This window comes from Polynucleobacter aenigmaticus, from assembly GCF_002206635.1.
GTDB lineage: Bacteria > Pseudomonadota > Gammaproteobacteria > Burkholderiales > Burkholderiaceae > Polynucleobacter > Polynucleobacter aenigmaticus.
This window is the reverse complement of record NZ_NGUO01000002.1, coordinates 205,948-224,760: the sequence shown is the minus strand read 5'-3', so window position 1 is coordinate 224,760 and position 18,813 is coordinate 205,948. Positions and strand designations below refer to the sequence as shown.

The window sequence follows — 18,813 nt, the reverse complement described above, 5'->3', positions numbered from 1 at the left end:
TTTGACCGATCAAAAAACACCGCACAGCCTTCCTCTATCTGAGGCTATTACGATTTCTGCGCAAGCAATTGGCGAGGTGATGGCCGGCAGATCGCTCACGGAGGTGCTAGACCAGCTGGATGCGCATGAGCGCCCCATTGTTCAAAGTCTAACTTTTGATGCATTGCGTAAGTGGGTAAGGTCTCACGAATTCATTCAGCAATTTATTCCGAAGACGCCGCCACTAGAGGTGGAGTATTTACTAAGCGTTGCGATTGCCTTGTTTTTACAAAATGGGGCAGAGGGCAAAGGCTATGCGGCACATACGATTGTTGATCAGGCTGTAAAGGCCTGTAGCGAATATGAGCCAACGATGTATGCCAAGGGCTTGGTGAATGCCGTCTTACGCAAGGTAAGTCTGGCGGTCCAGGCTGAGAATGAAAAGCCTTATCCACCAGACCCCATCCCGATGTTTTTCCCGCCCTGGTGGCGAGCTAGTCTCAAGCGTAACTATTCGAAGGTTTGGCAGGCAATGCTGATTCAGCAGGCGCAACGTGCACCCCTGATTTTGCGAGTGAATGCCAAGCAGCATACGCGTGAGGAATATCAAGATTTGCTACAACAGGCTGGTATTGCGTCAGAGCCTATTGGCGAGATTGCCGGCATTGCCCTAAATTCAGCCTTACTTTTACGTGAGCCAGTACCAGTTTCGGATTTGCCTGGTTTTTATAGCGGTGCAGTCTCTGTTCAAGATGCTGGTGCACAGATTGCTGCGGTATTGCTTGATCCACAGCCGGGAGAGCGGATATTAGATTCCTGTGCCGCACCCGGAGGGAAGACCGCCCACATATTAGAGCTTGCCGAATGTGAAATGATTGCCCTGGAGCTAGATGGCGAGCGGCTTGGAAAAATTGGTGGCAACCTCGATCGCCTGCGTCTGCAGTCGGATTCTGTACAGGTAGTCCGTGGGGATGCCTCGAAGGCTGCTTGGTGGGACGGCAAACCATTTGACAAAATCTTGTTGGATGCGCCTTGCTCAGCTTCAGGCATTGTTGCAAGGCATCCTGATATTCCATTTCTACGTCGCGAGGCGGATATTAAGGCCTTGCAGCTAAGACAGCGCGCAATAGTGGAGCAGTCCTGGAAGATGTTAAAGCCCGGAGGAACGCTTTTATACGTGACTTGTTCCGTGTTTCCTGAAGAGGGTGAAGAGCAGGCAATTTGGTTTGCTGCAGAGCATGCCGATGCATTACGATTAAGCGCTCCTGGGCAAATTTTGCCTGCTGAGCTTAATGACGGTTTTTACTATGCTTTGTTTAAGAAAAATGGGCCATGAGCCAAGGCATTAAACAATTCATTCTCTGTGGTTTGTTAGCGCTGAGTCTATTTTCAGTAGCTGCTGGCGCAGAGGGAATTAAGATTAAATCTGCCGAATTGGAGCGGGTAGATGGTGACTGGCTATTAAATGCCACATTTAAGATTGAGTTAACTCCAGGCTTAGAAGATGCAGTCCAAAAAGGTGTGGTCTTATATTTTCAGACTGAGTTTGACTTGACTCGTTCGCGTTGGTATTGGTTTGACGAAAAGCCTGCGCTTGCACAACGACAAACGCGCTTATCCTATCAACCGCTGACTCAGCAATATCGAATCGCCTCCGAGGGCCTTACTTTTTCTGCCAAAACTATTTCTGAGGCCCTGCAGGTGGTTGGCAGTATTGGTGGCTGGCTAGTCATTGATAACAACCAAATTGATCCCAGCAAGGCTTACACCGCAGCATTACGAATGACTCTAGATTTGAGCAAGTTGCCCAAACCGTTTCAAGTCAATGCCTTAAATAATCGTGACTGGAATGTCAGTAGTGATTGGTTGCGGTTTCCTTTTTCACCAAATGGGCCCAATCAGATTAAGCGATGAAGATATCTTTCGACTTCATTGGGTCAAATGCGTTTGAAAAAAACGCTTGGAAGAGACGTGCGCTTCCTATAGCAATGGCGGTGATTGGCGCTTTTGCACTACTACTGCTGGCGTTACTATCGATTGCCTCTTCCAATACTGAGTTTTTCGAAAACTATTTTATTTGGCTCTACGCGGCGAACGTGGCGATTGGAGTTTGCTTGCTCTTAGTCATTTTGACCTTGGTGATTGTGATTGCAATTCGCTGGCATAAGGGACATTTTGGTACTCGCCTGATTGCAAAGTTGGCTATGATTTTTGCTTTAGTGGGCGTGGTGCCGGGATTAATTTTGTACGGTGTATCTCTACAATTCGTCTCTCGTAGTATTGAAACTTGGTTTGACGTGCAGGTTGAGTCCGCGCTGAACTCGGGCTTAGAGTTGGGGCGCGTTACCTTGCAGGTTGCTCAAGAAGAAATTTTGGCTGAGGGTAAGTTCATTGCGGAACAGGTGACTCAGGTTCCCTCTGGAACCAATTCTGATCAGGTCGGAGCCCTGGTAATGAAGATTCGCAATCAATTTGGCATTCAAGAGGTGAGCCTCTTCACTATGCAGCGCACTTTGATTTTATCGAGCGAGCTCCAGTCTAAAAAATATCTACCGGCCCCCAGTGCCGATGTAATTTCAGAGGCATTTAAAAAGAAGGGCCTTACCTCTTTAGAGCAAATTGAAATGGAGGATGGGCAGCGCGGCTATCGAGTGAGAGCGATCGTGCCGATTGTGCGAAAAAAACCGATTCAAAGCAAATTAGATGCCGGCAAAGAGACTGAAGACAGATATTTTTTGCAGTTGGTGCGTTATATTCCGAGCCCATTGGCTAAGAATATTTTTGCAGTTGAATCTGCTTATAGCGACTATCAAGAGAAGTCATTGGGGCGTACTGGTTTGCGCAAGATGTTTGTGGGCACGCTCACATTAACGCTGTTCTTCGCATTATTTGTTGCGGTTACCCTGGCCTTAATACTTGGGCGACAACTGGCTAGACCTTTGCTAATGCTATTAAAGGGCACGCAGGCCGTCGCGCAAGGGGATTTGTCTCCCAAGCCTGAGCTAGATACTGGCGATGAGCTCGGCATGTTGACTCGTCAATTTAATGTGATGACACGTCAGCTTGCCGACACAAGAACCTCTCTACAAGAATCCAAATCATTTTTAGAGACTGTTTTAGGTAACTTAACTGCGGGCGTTTGTATCTTTGATAAAAGCTTTAATGTGGTCTCTAGCAATGCTGGGGCGGACCGAATCTTTGGGCAAGACTTAACTCAGATGGATGGGCGCCCTTTAAGCGATAGCCCAGCCCTAGTTGAGTTTGAGCAAGCCATTAAAGAAGGCTTTGCAACCATGAAGCTGACGGTTGGGGTTGATGGTGGTCACCCGAGCGCGGAAGTCGGCAAATCTGCGCCAGTGTGGCAAAAGCAGGTTCAGCTTCACAGTACAAATGAGTTCGAGAATGAGTCTGGCGTCACTTTATTTGTGCGTGGAACGGAGCTGACCTCAGATTTGCGTATGGTGGTGTTTGATGACATTACTGATGTGGTGAGTGCGCAGCGCTCCATTGCTTGGAGCGAAGTAGCTAGACGCTTGGCGCATGAGATTAAGAACCCACTCACCCCGATACAACTCTCCGCTGAGCGCTTGCAGCATAAGCTGGCTGGTAAATTGAGTCCTGAGCAGGAAGAGATGATGAATCGCAGTACGAAAACTATTATTGGGCAAGTTCAAGCCATGAAAGAGATGGTCAATGATTTCAGGGATTTTGCTAAAACTCCCAGTCCGCAATTGAAATCTATTTCTATTAATACTTTGACGCAAGAGATCCTGGGTTTATATGAGGGTAGCCCCTTAAAAACCCAGCTAGATCCGCAGTGCCCAAATATTATGGGCGACTCAACTCAACTAAGACAGATTATTCATAATCTTTTGCAGAATGCCCAGGATGCTACTCTTGAGGGACGGCATCAAGCCGAGCCGGTTGAGGTAAAAACAGAATTGGTGCCTTATGGTGAATTGAACGGCATCGTACAAAATGCGGTGCGTTTAACAATAAGTGATAGTGGTTCAGGGTTTCCAGCTAAGATATTGGCAAGAGCATTTGAGCCGTATGTAACAACGAAGAGTAAAGGTACTGGATTAGGTTTGGCGGTTGTAAAGAAAATCGTAGATGATCACGGCGCCAAAATTGAAGTCCGGAATCGTATGCGGGGTGATGAGGTGGTCGGTGCGAAAGTATCTATTTTGTTTATGAATTTGGCAAAAGAGGCAGCATAAGAATGGCAAGTATCTTAGTAGTCGACGATGAGATGGGAATTCGTGAGCTTCTTAACGAGATTCTAACGGATGAGGGCCATACTGTTTATGCGGCCGAGAGCGCTATGCAAGCGCGTACTATTCGCGAACAAATGCGTCCAGATCTTGTTCTGCTCGACATTTGGATGCCCGATGTTGATGGCATTACCTTGCTAAAAGAGTGGTCTAAGACCGGCCAACTTACCATGCCTGTTGTCATGATGTCGGGGCATGCCACGATTGATACAGCAGTTGAAGCTACTCGTATTGGTGCGCTCAACTTTTTAGAAAAACCAATTGCACTTCAGAAGCTACTCAAGACTGTCACTAAAGCCCTAGAGAGTTCGCCGAAGTATGTTGAGCCTGCTGAAGAAAAAGCGTCTCTAGCGTCCTCATCCAGCCTAAGCCCTAAAGTAGCAGTTAGCGATCAAGCTTCACAAGCTCAAGATGGTGAATACATCAGCGGTATTGCAAAGACGTATTTTGATTTGCCACTCCGAGAGGCCAGGGACTTGTTTGAGAAGGCATACTTTGAGCATCAAATGATCATCATGGGCGGTAGTATGACCAAGATTTCTGAGTACACCGGCTTAGAGCGCACACATCTTTATCGCAAGCTAAAAGCCCTGGGAATTGATACTTCGCGTAATAAGACTGAGCAATAAGACCTTTAGCAAATAATTTGCCATAAGTAACCGGCAATTGATTATTTGCGTGAGCGTTTGTTGAAGGCGTTGATGCAGAACACAGCATCGGCGTTGCGACGGATAATAGCGGCCACATCATTTCGGAATTATTCCCATGGAAATTAAGGTTAACTTTCTCGATAAGCTGCGTCTTGAGGCCAAGTTCGATGACTTCACGGTGATTGCTGACCAACCTATTCGATATAAGGGCGATGGCTCGGCTCCAGGCCCATTCGATTACTTTCTGGCTTCATCAGCCTTGTGTGCGGCTTATTTTGTGAAGCTGTACTGCGACACACGCAATATTTCTACTGAAAATATTCGCCTCTCACAGAATAATATTGTGGATCCAGAAAATCGTTATCAGCAGATTTTCAAGATTCAAGTTGAGTTGCCTGAAGAAATCTCTGCCAGTGATCGCCAAGGGATTTTGCGCTCCATAGAGCGTTGTACGGTTAAAAAAGTGGTGCAAGCTGGACCAGAGTTTGTCATTGAAGAAGTAAAGAACCTAGATGCAGATGCGCAGACTTTGTTGACCTTGAAGCTAGCATCTGATGCCACTACTTATATTGCGGGCAAAGATCTCCCGCTGGAGCAAACCATTGCCAATATGTCTGGTGTATTGGCGAACCTGGGAATTAAGATTGAAATCGCTTCGTGGCGCAACATCATTCCTAACGTGTGGTCCTTACACATCCGCGATGCGCACTCGCCGATGTGTTTTACCAATGGGAAGGGATCGACCAAGGAAAGTGCATTGGCATCGGCCTTGGGCGAGTACATTGAGCGACTGAGTAACAACCATTTTTATGCCGGCGTGTTCTGGGGTGAGGACATCGCCAATGAGGCATTTGTACATTACCCGAATGAACGCTGGTTCAAGCCGGGCAGTAAAGATGCGCTCCCCACAGAAATTCTGGATGAGTACTGCCTTAATATTTTTAATCCCGATGGCGAATTGCGTGGCTCACATTTGATTGATACCAATTCCGGTAATGCGCAGCGTGGCATTTGTTCATTGCCGTATGTGCGTCAGTCGGATGGCGAACCTGTTTATTTTCCGTCCAACCTCATCGAAAACCTTTACGTCAGCAATGGCATGAGCGCTGGCAATACCTTGGCCGAAGCGCAGGTGCAATGCCTGTCGGAGATTTTTGAGCGAGCAGTCAAGCGTGAAATTCTAGAAGGTGAAATTGCTTTGCCCGATGTACCGCAGGCAGTGCTTGCGAAATACCCTGGCATTGTGGAGGGTATTCGAGGGCTAGAAGAGCAGGGTTTTCCGGTATTGGTAAAGGATGCTTCGCTGGGCGGCACTTATCCCGTAATGTGCGTTACCTTGATGAATCCACGAACAGGCGGTGTTTTTGCTTCCTTTGGTGCACACCCCAACCTAGAGGTAGCGCTGGAGCGGAGTTTGACAGAGCTACTACAGGGACGTAGCTTAGAGGGTCTGAATGATTTGCCGCCGCCCACTTTCGCAAGTGAAGCGGTGACTGAGCCCAATAACTTTGTTGAACACTTCATTGATTCCAGTGGCATTGTCTCGTGGCGCTTTTTTAGCGAAAAAGCAGATTACGATTTTGTTGAGTGGGATTTCTCCGGCAAGGGAGAAAACTCCAATGCGGAAGAGGCGGCAACTTTATTCGGGATTCTGGAGTCTATGGGCAAAGAATCTTATGTGGCGGTGTATGACCAGCTAGGTGCAACTGCATGCCGAATCTTGGTGCCTGGCTATTCTGAGGTTTATCCGATAGAAGATCTGATTTGGGATAACACCAATAAGGCTTTGTTGTTCCGCGCGGATATTTTGAATCTATCCGCACTAGATAATGCAAGCCTAGGTGCGTTGCTTGAGCGCCTAGAAAACAACGAGTTAGATGAATATGGCGACATCGCTACATTGATCGGCATCGAGTTTGATGAGAATACGCCTTGGGGTCAGTTAACCGTTCTTGAATTGAAGCTACTGATTCAGCTTGCCTTAAAGAAATTGGATGAGACCAATGAGCTAGTGGGCGCCTTCCTTCAATATAACGACAACACAGTCGAGCGTAGATTGTTTTATCAGGCCTTAAGTGCGGTGTTGGAGATTGAGCTGGATGACGATTTAGAGCTCCACGACTACATAGTTAATTTGCGCCGGATGTTTGGCGATGAGCGGATGGATGCCGTAATAGGATCAGTGGATGGTAGCGTACGATTCTACGGATTAACTCCAACTAGCGTAAAACTGGAGGGGCTTGATAGGCACCACCGCTTAATCGACAGCTATAGAAAATTGCATGCGGCTCGGGCTAAAGCGATGGCGACCAATAACTAGATCGTCAGCAAGGAGTCAATATGCGTTTGATGCAATTCACCCCTCTAATGTTGGAGATACTATCCACATTTACTGGATCTGCGCTTGGCGCCCTGATTAAATCTGAATAAGGGTAAGCCCAGTTACCCGGTTTTAGAGGGCTTACTTACAGTTTCATTTATAATTACCAATCTTGGCCTGGTAGCTCAGTCGGTAGAGCAGAGGATTGAAAATCCTTGTGTCGGTGGTTCGATTCCGCCCCGGGCCACCAAGAAACACCAAAACCACCTTCGGGTGGTTTTTTCATTTGTCTTGATCGCGTAACCGGAGTAAGCTTTAATTGGCAATATTGCTGATTCCATAATCATTTTATGGGCTACAACAAGTGGAGAAGTTATATGACAAGTATTCGCAAGTTTCTTTCCTTTCTAATTTTAGGATTAGCAATTTTTAGTTTTGGCGCTAGTGCGGCAGATGCCCCTAAAAAGCCATCTGGTACAGTAAGTATTAATGAAACCCAGTTTGCTTTAATTATTGGCGGCAGCACTGGTGGCGGTGTACTGACCTATCAAGGGAAAAAGTATCCATTCAAGATTAGTGGAATGAGTCTTGGCGCCAATGTGGGCGTGTCTAAATTGGCCGCAAGTGGTGAGGTGTACGACTTAACTAATATATCTAAGTTTCCTGGCACCTTTACCAAATTAGAGAGCAGCATCACATTGGGCGGTGGCGTTGGTGGAACCGTTCTTAAAAATGAAAATGGTGTCATCATGCGCCTAACCAGCACTTCTGAAGGCCTTCAGCTTAACCTCAGCGCTAGTGGAGTTACTGTAAAGCTTGATAAGTAATTAAGTTAAATATCTTGAGCTCTGGTCGATTCCGCCCCGGGCCACCAAGGAACAATAAAACTACCTTCGGGTAGTTTTATTGTCTGTGCAGTTTAGTTGGGCATGGTACCGTGGGCTATCCCATTGATGAGAGCTCAAAATGCTGAGTCAAAAAATTAAGATTTTTCTAACGCCATTTTGCGAAGCAACCCCTGCCTGCCTATTAGTTATGGTGCAGGGCAATATTTGGTTGGCAACCATTAGCCACTTTCAAAAGGCACTAGAGACAGGGTTTATCACCGGCGCTGGCGTTCTTATTCTTTCGCTGCTAACTCATCGCTGGCTTGGCAATAAATATGTAGTCGCAGGCATTACCGGTGGAATGTGCTTTGTTGCAGATTTATTGGCGCACCCAACTCATTTTGGTAGCTTTACAACGGAAGCAATTGTGACGGGCGCAATCACAACTATTATTTCTTTGGCGATGAACTTTGTTGGCAGGAAATTTTTTATGCACGGAAGAGCCAAGTTAACTAAAGGCTAATAAAGTGTTGGATGGCATCAAACGTCATAGTTTCGTGCTCTAATGCCACTCAATATGATTACTGTCGTTATTGCCTCCTATAAGTATGGACACCTTGCCGCACATTGCATCGAGTCATTACTCTCCCAAACAACTCCACCCGCAAGGATTTTATTTGTTGATGATGGTGCGTTCGACTGCAATCATTTGCCAAGCCTATATCCCGATATTGAATATATATTGAGGCAGGAAAACTTGGGAGTTGTAGACAACTTTCAAGACATACTATCTCGGATCAATACGGAGTATGTTCTATTCATAGGCGCTGATAATTGGTTGCGTTCAGATGCAATTGAGTTGTTATCAAATGCCAGCACCGATGTTGTTACTTATGACATTGTTGTTACGGGTGAATTAAAAGAAGAAATCTTGGTTCGGGTACCTGGTGAGACCATTCCTTATCAGGGCGACTTGTATTGGAATCGCCAAGAACAGCATCACGGATCTATGATGTATCGTACGGCTTTTGGACAAAGAATTGGCTACAAGAAGAGGTATGAGGATGGTATTCACCCTCAAGAAGACTGGAACCTTTGGGACAAGATGCTCGAACAAGGCGCCACAGTTACCAGCATAAAGGAGGGTCTTTTATTCTACAGAAGGCATCGAGAAAATTTTTTGAAATATTCTCATGTAACTTTACGACCACAGAAATTGGACATAAGTTACGCTCTTGAAGAGTGAGTGGTAAATAGAATGTAGTGTGCGCCCGATCATCAATTGCCCTTAAAAGTACGCATCAAGCGCATATCCTGGCATCGTTTGGTGTTGTGTAAAGCGGCGGATATAAATTAGGGTTAAAGTATTAAATCAACCAACAAAGGGGGGAAACATGAATCGAATTAAAAGTTTATTAATGGCCTTAGTGGCTACAGCTACTTTAGTCGCTTGTGCTTCAATGACCGGAGTAGCATTAGCGCCATTTACCAAGGCTAATGATGGTGTTTTAGCGGGTAATAATGGTATGACCTTATACACCTATGGCAAGGATGTCGTTGGCTCAGGTAAGTCAGTTTGCAATGGTATGTGTGCTGCCAATTGGCCGCCCCTTTTAGTGGAAGGTAGCCCTGCTGTATCTGGCGATTATTCAGTTATTGCCCGCGATGACGGCAAAAAGCAGTTGGCGTTTAATGGCATGCCTTTGTATTTCTATGTCAAAGACATCAAACCAGGCGATAAGATTGGAGATGGTCGATCAGAGGGTGCGTGGCGCATTATCAAGATGTAAAAATAGTGATTTAGGATTAATCATCCTGGGCCCTGTTGGATTTCGCTCTGGGCCATAAAGAAGCACCTAAACCACCTTCGGGTGGTTTTTATCTTGGCGTCCTCAAGATGCCATGGGAAAATGGGTCTAAATAAGCCAATTGGAGGTCCAGTGCAATGAAAAAACTATTTAGTGCGGCAGCTATGTTTATATTTTTTTTGATCTTAACTGGCTGCGCATCCAGTTCAACCTCGTCAGTTGGAGTGAATTGTGACTACAGTCAAGGTAAGCCCTTGTGGGATTTGCCTCTTGTTTGTCAAGGCCGATAAACCTTATATTGTTGGTTCGATTCTGCTCGGAACATCAAAAATCCGAATAGCCTAGCTGTTGGGCCATTTGCTTTTTTCCAGACAATGGTGCGCCGTAAGTCTCAGAATTACTTAATAAGACACATTGCGGAAATACTTACTCTGGTGATTTTCCTTGCAATAGTCGCGATAGGCTTTCAATTGAGCGCACTAAAAGGGCATATCAAGTCGATATTTCTGTTTTAGTAGATGCTGTTTTAAGCGATAAATTTTGATTAATAAAAAAGAGGTAGCAACTGCTACCTCTTATAAGTAATTTCTGATTTATTTAAATGAACATGTCGGCGTTCATGACTTTAGTCCATGCCGCAACAAAATCCCCCACAAACTTTTCTTTGTTATCGTCTTGAGCGTAAACCTCCGCATAAGAACGAAGCACTGAGTTAGAGCCAAATACTAAATCAACTCTACTTGCTGTCCATTTAGTTTTGCCCGTATTTCGATGGACAATATCGTAGCTATTGCGACCAGTTGGTTTCCATATGTAATTCATGTCAGTCAGATTAACAAAAAAGTCATTACTCAGAACTCCCACTTTGGTTGTAAGCACCCCATGTTTAGTGCCGCCATGATTTGTTCCTAGCACTCTCATTCCACCAATTAAGACGGTCATCTCTTGGGCTGATAGCCCCATCAGCTGAGATCTATCTAATAACAATTCTTCAGGTGTGACCACATAGTTTTCTTTTAACCAATTGCGATACCCATCTGCTACCGGTTCAAGTGCTTCAAAAGACTCAATATCAGTCATCATTTGCGTAGCATCGCCGCGCCCTGGAGTAAATGGCACTTTGACATTAAAGCCGCCATCTTTGGCCGCTTGTTCAATGCCGATATTGCCAGCTAGAACAATGATGTCGGCAATACTCACGCCTGTTTTTTTGGCAATCGCATCGTAAATTCCTAGAGCTTTAGATAAACGCTTTGGCTCATTACCAATCCAATCTCTTTGTGGGGCTAAGCGGATACGAGCCCCATTCGCGCCGCCTCGCTTATCTGATTCGCGGTAAGTGCGGGCACTATCCCAGGCGGTATTAATCATCTCGCTGTTAGATAAGCCGCTGGCTTTAATTTTGGACTTTACTGCTTTTAGGTCATATTTTTTAGAGCCTTTTGGAACTGGGTCTTGCCAGATCAAATTTTCCTTAGGTACATCTGGACCAAAGTATCTTGCTTTAGGGCCCATGTCACGGTGAGTGAGTTTGAACCAAGCACGAGCAAAGGTATCGGAGAAATAAGCCTGATCTTTATGAAATTTTTCTGAAATTTTTCGATACTCTGGATCCATTTTCATGGCTATGTCAGCATCAGTCATCATTGGCATGCAACGAATTGAGGCATCTTCTACATCAACGGGCTTGTCTTTTTCTTTGATGTTAATGGGCTGATATTGCCATGCGCCAGCCGGGCTTTTGGTTAACTCCCAGTCGTAATTAAGTAATAAGTTGAAATAGCCGTTATCCCATTGAGTTGGGTTCGTTGTCCAAGCGCCTTCAATGCCGCTGGTAACCGTATCGCGACCAATGCCCCTAGTCTTGTGGTTCATCCAGCCAAGCCCTTGTTCTTCAATCGGTGCGGCCTCGGGCACTGGTCCCAAGTTTGCCGCATTGCCATTGCCATGGGCTTTACCTACCGTATGTCCACCAGCAGTCAGCGCAACGGTTTCTTCATCGTTCATGGCCATGCGAGCAAATGTCACGCGAATGTCATGGGCAGTTTTTAATGGATCAGGCTTGCCGTCTACGCCTTCTGGGTTGACATAAATTAAGCCCATCATTACTGCGGCTAATGGGTTGGCTAAATCACGCTTACCTGAATAGCGACTACCTTCGCCACCGCTTTTTTGGAGCCACTCTTTTTCTGAGCCCCAATAGATATCTTTTTCGGGATGCCAAATATCTTCGCGACCAAAAGAGAAGCCAAAGGTTTTGAGGCCCATGGACTCATAGGCAATTGTGCCCGCCAGAATCATGAGATCCGCCCAACTAATCTTGTTGCCATATTTCTTTTTGATTGGCCATAGAAGCCTGCGTGCTTTATCTAGGTTGGCGTTGTCTGGCCAAGAATTGAGTGGCGCAAAGCGTTGATTACCTGTGCCAGCTCCACCTCTACCATCGGCAATGCGATAAGAGCCAGCGGAGTGCCAAGCCATACGGATCATGAGACCGCCATAGTGACCCCAATCAGCTGGCCACCAATCCTGACTGGTAGTCAGTAATTTTTTGACATCTTTTTTGAGTGCATTGACATCAAGTTTTTTTAATTCTTTTCGATAGCTAAAGGATGGTCCCAGTGGATTTGTCTTTGTATCGTGCTGGTGAAGAATATCTAGATTAAGTGACTTGGGCCACCAGGCCATTGGGCTATTGCCAGATTCAGTATTGGCTCCGTGAGCGACAGGGCATGTGCCTTTTGATGTCATATTGATCTCCTTTGAAGTAAATCATTTTGGACGACTATTTCAGCTTAGCTGATTTAGTTCGATTTGCTTAATTTTGATGCTACTCCCTTTTTGTGACGGCCATCTACCCGCCATGAAGTGGATGAGAATGTTCATGATTGAGTCTCCTTAATGGCCCCTGGAGCCAGATTTAAAATAGTTTTCAAATCCATCTCGTATCTATGGTTAATAAAGTACAGGCCTTCAGCTATTCTCGCTAATCTATTTTGAATTTTCATTTTTAACTTCATCTATTGTTGGTTGCGATGAACTTATCTTGCTCCTTCTGTCGATATCAGGCCAATGAATTTAAATGAACTCAATAATCGAAATTATCGATAATAAGATCGGGCATCCTCGGCCCTAGTTGATTACGTCCCGAGTCACCAAGAAGTGCCAAAACTACTCTGGGTCTTTTTTCATTTGCGGGGCTCGATAAGGGGGCATCAAGCCCGTGGCCGTAGAATGAAGCCTCAATGCCAATTAAGTTCATTCAACTTTTAACGAGTACGCAACGGTCATATAAGACCAATGTTCAGTTGGGTGCCTACATGGCATTTGTAGCCGGCGCGGTAAATGCTGGCGGATTTTTGGCCATTGCCCGCTATACCTCCCATATGAGTGGAATTATTTCGGCAATTGGCGATGACCTAGCTCTTAATGACTTTATTTCTGTTTTGGGCGGCATTTCACTTTTGCTTTCGTTTCTATCTGGCGCCGCAACCACTGCCATCATTGTTAATTGGGGGCGTAGAAGAAAAATCCATAGTGAGTTTGCTTTGCCTTTATTGGTTGAGGCGGTTTTGTTATTGGTATTTGGTTTAGTGGGCGCCAACCTAAATATGTATTTGCCTTTAACGGTTCCGGCGATTGCCCTACTCTTATGTTTTGTCATGGGCTTGCAGAACGCCATAGTTACTAAAGCCTCTAGAGCGGAAATTAGGACCACTCATATGACAGGCGTAATTACGGATATAGGTATTGAATTGGGAAAATTGATTTATTGGAATAAGTCACAAGAGGCTAATGAGGGTGCTTATGTGAGGGCCAATAGAGAAAAGTTAAAAACCCATTTATTTATTTTTGGAATGTTTCTGATTGGCGGGATTATTGGAGCGCTTAGCTTTAATAAGGTTGGCTATATATCAGTGATCCCCTTATCCCTCTTGCTTGTCTTGATTGCTGGTTTTCAGATATATCGGGATATTAGCGCGAAGATGAAGGATTGGGCATCCTAGGCCCCAGTTGACCAACTGCCGCGCAACCATCAAGCGCCAAAATCACCTTCAGGCGACTTTTCTTTAATAGAGTCTAGAATGGCCAATGTTGTATTTCATATTGAGGCTCTTTAGCTCACTTCCGTTGGCAGCCCTTCAGATTTCTGGGGCAGGTGTAGGGCTAATGATTTACTTGTGCTCCCATCGGTATCGGGCGCGCTTAAATAAAAATCATCACAGCGCCGCAGATTACTCTGGATTTAAATTAACTCCATGGAGGGTGGCGGCAGAATCTGGAATGATGTTTGCAGATACTCTGTGGATTTGGGGACATCCAAAATCTTCCATTAATAAAGCAACCATAGAAAACTTAGATCAAATTATTGAGTTATCCAAAAATGGAAATGGATTAATTGTTCTTGCATCACATTTGGGCGGGTTTGAAATAGTGCCTCGTATTTTTGCCGAGCATATGAGGGCAACGGTAATGTATAGACCAGCCCGAAAAAGGTGGGTGAATGAGCTAATGCTTAAATCTCGGAAACATTCCCGGATGGAGTTTGTTGAGGCGAATATTGGCGGCGTTCGTCAGATTAAGCGAGCCTTAGCAAGGGGCGAGGTGGTTGGTATATTGGCTGACCAAGTCCCCAGTGTCGGCGATGGAGTTTGGGCAAAATTTTTTAATCAGTACGCTTATACAACTTCATTCCCAGTCAAACTAGCTCGTCAAGCTAATGTGGCAACCATTTTTGTTGGTGCAGAAAGGTTGGGGCTTGGCAAGGGCTGGATGATTAAGAGTCGACTAATGCCGCAGGCATTCCCAGAATGCTTGGTTGAGGCCTGTACAGAAATGAATGAATATTTTGAGGACATGATCGTTTCCAGGCCGCACCAATATTTGTGGTCTTATAACCGCTACAAACATCCAGCCGGAGCCGAGAGGGCTCCTTTAGGGTAAGCTTACTCGCGTCTCTGGCAACCAAGAAACAACACAACCACCTTCGGGTGGTTTTTATATGTGGGAATGGATAATTGAGGCGATCAATTTAAGGTGATTTATAAGCCCCAAATTGCTGGGAGGCATGTGAGCTCTTTCCGCAAGGATGAGGGCTCGTATGCCCTTGGTCAAGTCCGCATCGAGCCATCAAGAAATGTCGTTTTAAACGACAATAGAAATTCATACATAAGAATGGGGGATAACATGTATAAGCTCATAGCCTTTGATGCCTACGGAACATTATTTGACGTGTATTCCATGGGGCGGTTAGCAGAAGAATTATTTCCGGGGCATGGTCAGGCCCTTGCTTTGATGTGGCGTGATCGCCAAATCGAATATACCCGCTTAGTGACAATGAGCGATCCCAACCCAAATGGAAGTAAGTATTGCCTTCCCTTTTGGGAGTTAACAATTCGCTCCTTGCGTTATGTTTGTAAGCGGATGGACTTACATCTTACCCCTGACTACGAGAAGCAATTGATGGATCAGTATGCCAAGCTCACTAGTTTTGACGATAGCCTAAATGTACTTAAGACAATCAAAGAAAAAGGAATTTCTACTGCCATTTTGTCAAATGGAAGCAAGGAGATGTTAGCCACCGTGGTCGAGAGTAATGGCTTGAAGCCTTACCTAGATAAAGTGGTCACTATCGAGGATGTGCGCTTATTTAAAACTGCCCCACAAGCCTATGAATTGCTATTAACAGCATTCTCCGTCAAGAAAGAAGAAATTTTGTTTGTATCTAGCAACGCTTGGGATGCTCTGGCGGCTAAGTGGTACGGCTTTGATGTGTTTTGGGTCAATCGATTCGGCCACCCTTTTGAAGAGATTGGTGAAAAACCAAACTTTGAAGGTAGTGCATTAAGCAAAGTGTTGGACTCGATTAAAACTAAGGCCACCCTAAGCATGATTTGAGGAATGGGTATATAAATGACGGATCATTAATCAGAGTCCCTTATATGAGAAAAATAGCCACAACATTTTTATTACTTCTCTCTATGCTTGAGCCATCTCGAGCTGCAGACATTTCTCCGACCAAACAAGATCCGACTTGGCTAACAGAATCAAGGGCAAGTATTAAGTCTGAAAAATACGATCAGGCCATTAAGCAATTGCAGGGTGCTAATGACACAAGTTCAGCTGATTGGAATAATTTGATGGGCTATAGCCTGCGTAAAAAGCAGCCGCCCGACTTAGTTGGGGCTGAAAAATATTATCAAGCCGCGTTGAAATTAAATCCAGAGCATCGCGGGGCTCTCGAGTATTACGGAAAGCTCAAGTTGATTAATAATGACTTGCCTGGTGCAGAGGCTCTATTGGCAAGGCTTGATAAGGCGTGTACTTTTGGGTGCGAAGAATATACCGACCTCAAAGAGGCAATACAAAAATATAAGTCTAAAAAGTAGATCTAATATCAATAAGACTACTCGCTATGGGGTCTTTGCTTTGGTTCGATATTATTTATGTGAGAATTAATTGTGAGATATTTTCTATTAATATGAATAAGGAGTAGCGGCAATGATTAAACGTATTTCTCTGGTAATCGGCGCTTTGGCCACTGTATCGTTGGTTGCGTGTCAGTCTATCGAGCATGGCAATGGACAAAAAGCATCGGCCAGCCTAGATTCGCGCTCAGGATCAAATGCTAAGGGTACGGTGAATTTTGTATGGCAAGGGCATGATGTTTTGGTAAGCGGAAACTTTTCTGGCTTGAAACCGAATGCTGAGCAAGGTTTCCATGTTCACGAAAAAGGGGATTGCACTGCTCCTGATGCCACTAGTGCGGGCGGGCACTTTAACCCAGATACAAAATCACACGGGATGCCAGGTAGCGGGTCAAATCATGCTGGAGATATGCCCAATATTAAGTCGGATGCCAATGGTAATGCTAGTTATTCAGCCAAGCTAAGTGGTTTTGCGGTTAATAATGGCCCGAATGGAATCTTGGGAAGATCTGTTGTTGTTCATCGCGATCCCGATGATTACAAATCACAGCCAGCAGGTAATTCTGGCCCTAGAATTGCTTGCGGACTAATTAAATAAGAGCCGCACCTTGGCTCTAACTATTTTTATCTTGGGTCATCAAGGAATACCAAAACCACCTTCGGGTGGTTTTTCGTTTGCGGAATGCCGCCTGCTAGAACATGAAGATGAACCATTGGGGCTGCTACGTTCGGCTACTGATTGAGCTGCACTCCCATAAAATAGGCATATAGAGCTTAAATAAGGAAGAGGGGCTATGACTGCAATAACACCCACCACTGAAGAGTTGCAAGTGCTAGAGGCCTTAAGAGCCCACAGAAGAAGGCACCGCCAAGGACTTCCCAGCAGGATCTCGGGCCACATGCATGATTTGGCACCCGAACTAACAGCGGGCCAGCATATTTCTGATGTTGTTGCTAAAACAGTGGGCTCCTGGAAGTTCATCATCATTCAGAGTGTCTGTATCTTTGCTTGGATTAGCTACAACTCAATTAATGGCTCAAATGCATGGGATCCCTACCCATTTATTCTGCTAAATCTAATGTTGTCTTTTCAGGCGGCATACACGGCCCCAGCAATTATGATGAGCCAAAACCGACTGTCAGAAATTGATCGTCAACAGGCTAGCAATGACTTTGAGGTGAATATAAAGGCGGAGCTAGAGATAGAGTTGCTCCATCAAAAAATTGATTTGATGAAAGAGAAAGAGCTACGCGCATTAACAAAAGCGGTGGAGGCCTTAAGTGAAAAGCTGGAAAACATCCGAAAATAGGGTGTCATAAAAATCCCCTAAACTACTGTCATGAAGCGGATCCTCGGCATTTTCCTTTTTGTAGCTGCTGCTATTGCCCTTGCGCAAGATGCATCTAATCCTTATGACTTGAAGCTGGCGATTGCCAGAACTGGCGATCGTTTTCAGGTGAGTGCGAGCTATGAAGTGCCCATTACGGTATGCGAAGCTTTTGCATTTATTACTGACTATGAGGGCGCTAAGAGTTTTCCAGGGGTAGTAGATTCGAAGGTGCTTTCAAGATTGGGCAATAAGGTGAGGGTGGCCCGTTTGCTCGAAGAACGAATACTGTTTATGCCGATTGAGATGCGCTCCGAGCTTGAGTACGTTGAAGTTCCTAACAAAGTGCTGCTTTTTGAGCAGTTGAGTGGGGATACAAAATATTACAAAGGAAGTTGGCGGCTATCGCCTGACAAGGGTTTCACTACATTTAAGTACGACGCACAAGTTGAACCAAACTCTTTGCTGCCGTCAGCAGTGATTGAGTTTTTTATCAAAAACATTGTGCGCCGACAGTTTGAGGCAATGGCTGAGCTAGCATCCTTAAAGGGGTCATCTTCGCCAAGGGCATGCAAGTAAATTGGGTGAAATTAAGATAAAGTAAAAGATATGACGAATCTCAATCAGCTTCCCACCGACCTGCCCATCCCTCAAGATGATGGAGCTGCTAATCACTTAGTGGGCATGCGCATACCCACTCTTTTGTTGAGCGCAAGCACGGGCAAGGAACTCAACTTGGGTGACATCAAGGGCCATTTGGTTATTTACTGTTACCCCATGACAGGCCAGCCCAATGTTGCGTTGCCAGACGGATGGGACCAGATACCAGGGGCAAGAGGTTGTACGCCGCAAAGCTGCTCGTTCAGAGATCACTACCAAGAGCTTCAATCTCTTGGTGCACAGGTGGTGGGGCTGAGCGTTCAATCAACTGCATACCAGCGAGAGATGGCGGATCGTTTGCATTTACCATTTCCGATAGTCAGCGATGTGGATTATCAATTTCAGCGGGCGCTGCAATTACCCACGTTTGTTGCAGCTGGAATGACTTTATTAAAGCGCATCACCTTAATTGCCAATGAGGGCGTGATTGAGGCTGTTCATTACCCCATATTTCCAAGTGATAGGGATCCGGCGTGGGTGATCAACTATTTAAAAAACAAACCCGCCTAATCTTTTGGTGGGCGGCAAAATAAGCTCTA

At 45.4% G+C, this 18,813-nt stretch carries 18 protein-coding genes and 1 tRNA gene; 18 read left to right on the top strand and 1 reads right to left on the bottom strand.

Annotation, left to right across the window (positions count from 1 at the left end):
- Window position 1 precedes the first annotated feature (1 nt).
- The 10 genes from rsmB (at window position 2) to CBI30_RS01720 (ending at window position 9,840) form a co-directional block, all read left to right on the top strand.
- Window positions 2-1,315: a 16S rRNA (cytosine(967)-C(5))-methyltransferase RsmB gene (gene rsmB, locus CBI30_RS01765; protein ID WP_088526621.1), complete on the top strand. Its 1,314-nt coding sequence runs from the start codon at window positions 2-4 to the stop codon at window positions 1,313-1,315.
- A complete protein-coding gene (locus CBI30_RS01760; RefSeq protein WP_088526620.1) occupies window positions 1,312-1,893 on the top strand; it encodes a DUF4390 domain-containing protein in 582 nt (193 codons plus the stop codon). The genes rsmB and CBI30_RS01760 overlap by 4 nt, the downstream gene beginning before the upstream one ends.
- Complete coding sequence (locus tag CBI30_RS01755; RefSeq protein WP_088526619.1) at window positions 1,890-4,199, top strand: sensor histidine kinase; 2,310 nt, start codon at window positions 1,890-1,892, stop codon at window positions 4,197-4,199. The genes CBI30_RS01760 and CBI30_RS01755 overlap by 4 nt, the downstream gene beginning before the upstream one ends.
- A gap of 2 nt (window positions 4,200-4,201) precedes the next feature.
- Window positions 4,202-4,882 carry a response regulator gene (locus tag CBI30_RS01750; RefSeq protein WP_088526618.1) on the top strand — a complete coding sequence of 227 codons (681 nt, stop codon included), beginning with the start codon at window positions 4,202-4,204 and terminating at the stop codon, window positions 4,880-4,882.
- 136 nt (window positions 4,883-5,018) lie between these two features.
- A complete protein-coding gene (locus tag CBI30_RS01745; protein WP_088526617.1) occupies window positions 5,019-7,223 on the top strand; it encodes an OsmC domain/YcaO domain-containing protein in 2,205 nt (734 codons plus the stop codon).
- Window positions 7,224-7,397: 174 nt separating this feature from the next.
- Window positions 7,398-7,473 (top strand) — tRNA-Phe (locus CBI30_RS01740).
- 127 nt (window positions 7,474-7,600) lie between these two features.
- The gene (locus tag CBI30_RS01735) at window positions 7,601-8,050 is read left to right on the top strand and encodes a DUF1134 domain-containing protein (protein WP_088526616.1); all 450 of its coding nucleotides are present in this window, start codon (window positions 7,601-7,603) and stop codon (window positions 8,048-8,050) included.
- A gap of 139 nt (window positions 8,051-8,189) precedes the next feature.
- Window positions 8,190-8,573, top strand: a complete 384-nt coding sequence (locus CBI30_RS01730) for a hypothetical protein (protein WP_088526615.1) — start codon at window positions 8,190-8,192, stop codon at window positions 8,571-8,573.
- Between the two features lie 54 nt (window positions 8,574-8,627).
- The gene (locus CBI30_RS01725; RefSeq protein ID WP_161492260.1) at window positions 8,628-9,296 is read left to right on the top strand and encodes a glycosyltransferase family 2 protein; all 669 of its coding nucleotides are present in this window, start codon (window positions 8,628-8,630) and stop codon (window positions 9,294-9,296) included.
- A 148-nt stretch (window positions 9,297-9,444) separates the two neighbouring features.
- Window positions 9,445-9,840, top strand: coding sequence for a COG4315 family predicted lipoprotein (locus CBI30_RS01720; RefSeq protein ID WP_206075518.1), 396 nt, complete (start codon window positions 9,445-9,447; stop codon window positions 9,838-9,840).
- 615 nt (window positions 9,841-10,455) lie between these two features.
- Here CBI30_RS01720 and katG read toward each other — a convergent pair.
- On the bottom strand, window positions 10,456-12,609 hold the full coding sequence (gene katG / locus CBI30_RS01715) for a catalase/peroxidase HPI (RefSeq protein ID WP_088526613.1): 2,154 nt from the start codon (window positions 12,607-12,609) through the stop codon (window positions 10,456-10,458).
- A 494-nt stretch (window positions 12,610-13,103) separates the two neighbouring features.
- On the opposite strand from katG, the gene CBI30_RS01710 reads away from it, so the two are divergent.
- The 8 genes from CBI30_RS01710 to CBI30_RS01675 all read left to right on the top strand — a co-directional run bounded on the left by CBI30_RS01710 (window position 13,104) and on the right by CBI30_RS01675 (window position 18,784).
- Window positions 13,104-13,865, top strand: a complete 762-nt coding sequence (locus CBI30_RS01710) for a YoaK family protein (RefSeq protein WP_088526612.1) — start codon at window positions 13,104-13,106, stop codon at window positions 13,863-13,865.
- Window positions 13,866-13,950: 85 nt separating this feature from the next.
- Window positions 13,951-14,802 carry an LpxL/LpxP family acyltransferase gene (locus CBI30_RS01705; protein ID WP_088526611.1) on the top strand — a complete coding sequence of 284 codons (852 nt, stop codon included), beginning with the start codon at window positions 13,951-13,953 and terminating at the stop codon, window positions 14,800-14,802.
- Between the two features lie 243 nt (window positions 14,803-15,045).
- Entirely contained in the window at window positions 15,046-15,756 is a 711-nt protein-coding gene (locus tag CBI30_RS01700) for a haloacid dehalogenase type II (RefSeq protein WP_088526610.1), read from the top strand.
- A 44-nt stretch (window positions 15,757-15,800) separates the two neighbouring features.
- Window positions 15,801-16,247 (top strand): tetratricopeptide repeat protein, encoded by a 447-nt coding sequence (locus CBI30_RS01695; protein ID WP_143744336.1) that lies wholly within the window; start codon window positions 15,801-15,803, stop codon window positions 16,245-16,247.
- Between the two features lie 112 nt (window positions 16,248-16,359).
- Window positions 16,360-16,884 carry a superoxide dismutase family protein gene (locus tag CBI30_RS01690; RefSeq protein WP_088526608.1) on the top strand — a complete coding sequence of 175 codons (525 nt, stop codon included), beginning with the start codon at window positions 16,360-16,362 and terminating at the stop codon, window positions 16,882-16,884.
- A gap of 196 nt (window positions 16,885-17,080) precedes the next feature.
- Entirely contained in the window at window positions 17,081-17,596 is a 516-nt protein-coding gene (locus CBI30_RS01685; RefSeq protein WP_088526607.1) for a DUF1003 domain-containing protein, read from the top strand.
- Window positions 17,597-17,626: 30 nt separating this feature from the next.
- Window positions 17,627-18,193 carry an SRPBCC family protein gene (locus CBI30_RS01680; RefSeq protein ID WP_088526606.1) on the top strand — a complete coding sequence of 189 codons (567 nt, stop codon included), beginning with the start codon at window positions 17,627-17,629 and terminating at the stop codon, window positions 18,191-18,193.
- 30 nt (window positions 18,194-18,223) lie between these two features.
- The gene (locus tag CBI30_RS01675; RefSeq protein ID WP_088526605.1) at window positions 18,224-18,784 is read left to right on the top strand and encodes a peroxiredoxin; all 561 of its coding nucleotides are present in this window, start codon (window positions 18,224-18,226) and stop codon (window positions 18,782-18,784) included.
- Window positions 18,785-18,813: the final 29 nt, after the last annotated feature.

Excerpts from the sequence above, each read along its gene's own strand:
- CBI30_RS01760 (WP_088526620.1), top strand. The coding sequence starts at position 1,312 with ATGAGCCAAGGCATTAAACAATTCATTCTCTGTGGTTTGTTAGCGCTG.
- CBI30_RS01720 (WP_206075518.1), top strand. The coding sequence starts at position 9,445 with ATGAATCGAATTAAAAGTTTATTAATGGCCTTAGTGGCTACAGCTACT.
- CBI30_RS01735 (WP_088526616.1), top strand. The coding sequence starts at position 7,601 with ATGACAAGTATTCGCAAGTTTCTTTCCTTTCTAATTTTAGGATTAGCA.
- CBI30_RS01695 (WP_143744336.1), top strand. The coding sequence starts at position 15,801 with ATGAGAAAAATAGCCACAACATTTTTATTACTTCTCTCTATGCTTGAG.
- CBI30_RS01675 (WP_088526605.1), top strand. The coding sequence starts at position 18,224 with ATGACGAATCTCAATCAGCTTCCCACCGACCTGCCCATCCCTCAAGAT.
- CBI30_RS01745 (WP_088526617.1), top strand. The coding sequence starts at position 5,019 with ATGGAAATTAAGGTTAACTTTCTCGATAAGCTGCGTCTTGAGGCCAAG.
- CBI30_RS01680 (WP_088526606.1), top strand. The coding sequence starts at position 17,627 with ATGAAGCGGATCCTCGGCATTTTCCTTTTTGTAGCTGCTGCTATTGCC.
- katG (WP_088526613.1), bottom strand. The coding sequence starts at position 12,609 with ATGACATCAAAAGGCACATGCCCTGTCGCTCACGGAGCCAATACTGAA.
- CBI30_RS01755 (WP_088526619.1), top strand. The coding sequence starts at position 1,890 with ATGAAGATATCTTTCGACTTCATTGGGTCAAATGCGTTTGAAAAAAAC.
- CBI30_RS01685 (WP_088526607.1), top strand. The coding sequence starts at position 17,081 with ATGACTGCAATAACACCCACCACTGAAGAGTTGCAAGTGCTAGAGGCC.
- CBI30_RS01730 (WP_088526615.1), top strand. The coding sequence starts at position 8,190 with ATGCTGAGTCAAAAAATTAAGATTTTTCTAACGCCATTTTGCGAAGCA.
- CBI30_RS01725 (WP_161492260.1), top strand. The coding sequence starts at position 8,628 with ATGATTACTGTCGTTATTGCCTCCTATAAGTATGGACACCTTGCCGCA.
- CBI30_RS01750 (WP_088526618.1), top strand. The coding sequence starts at position 4,202 with ATGGCAAGTATCTTAGTAGTCGACGATGAGATGGGAATTCGTGAGCTT.
- CBI30_RS01705 (WP_088526611.1), top strand. The coding sequence starts at position 13,951 with ATGTTGTATTTCATATTGAGGCTCTTTAGCTCACTTCCGTTGGCAGCC.
- CBI30_RS01710 (WP_088526612.1), top strand. The coding sequence starts at position 13,104 with ATGCCAATTAAGTTCATTCAACTTTTAACGAGTACGCAACGGTCATAT.
- CBI30_RS01700 (WP_088526610.1), top strand. The coding sequence starts at position 15,046 with ATGTATAAGCTCATAGCCTTTGATGCCTACGGAACATTATTTGACGTG.
- CBI30_RS01690 (WP_088526608.1), top strand. The coding sequence starts at position 16,360 with ATGATTAAACGTATTTCTCTGGTAATCGGCGCTTTGGCCACTGTATCG.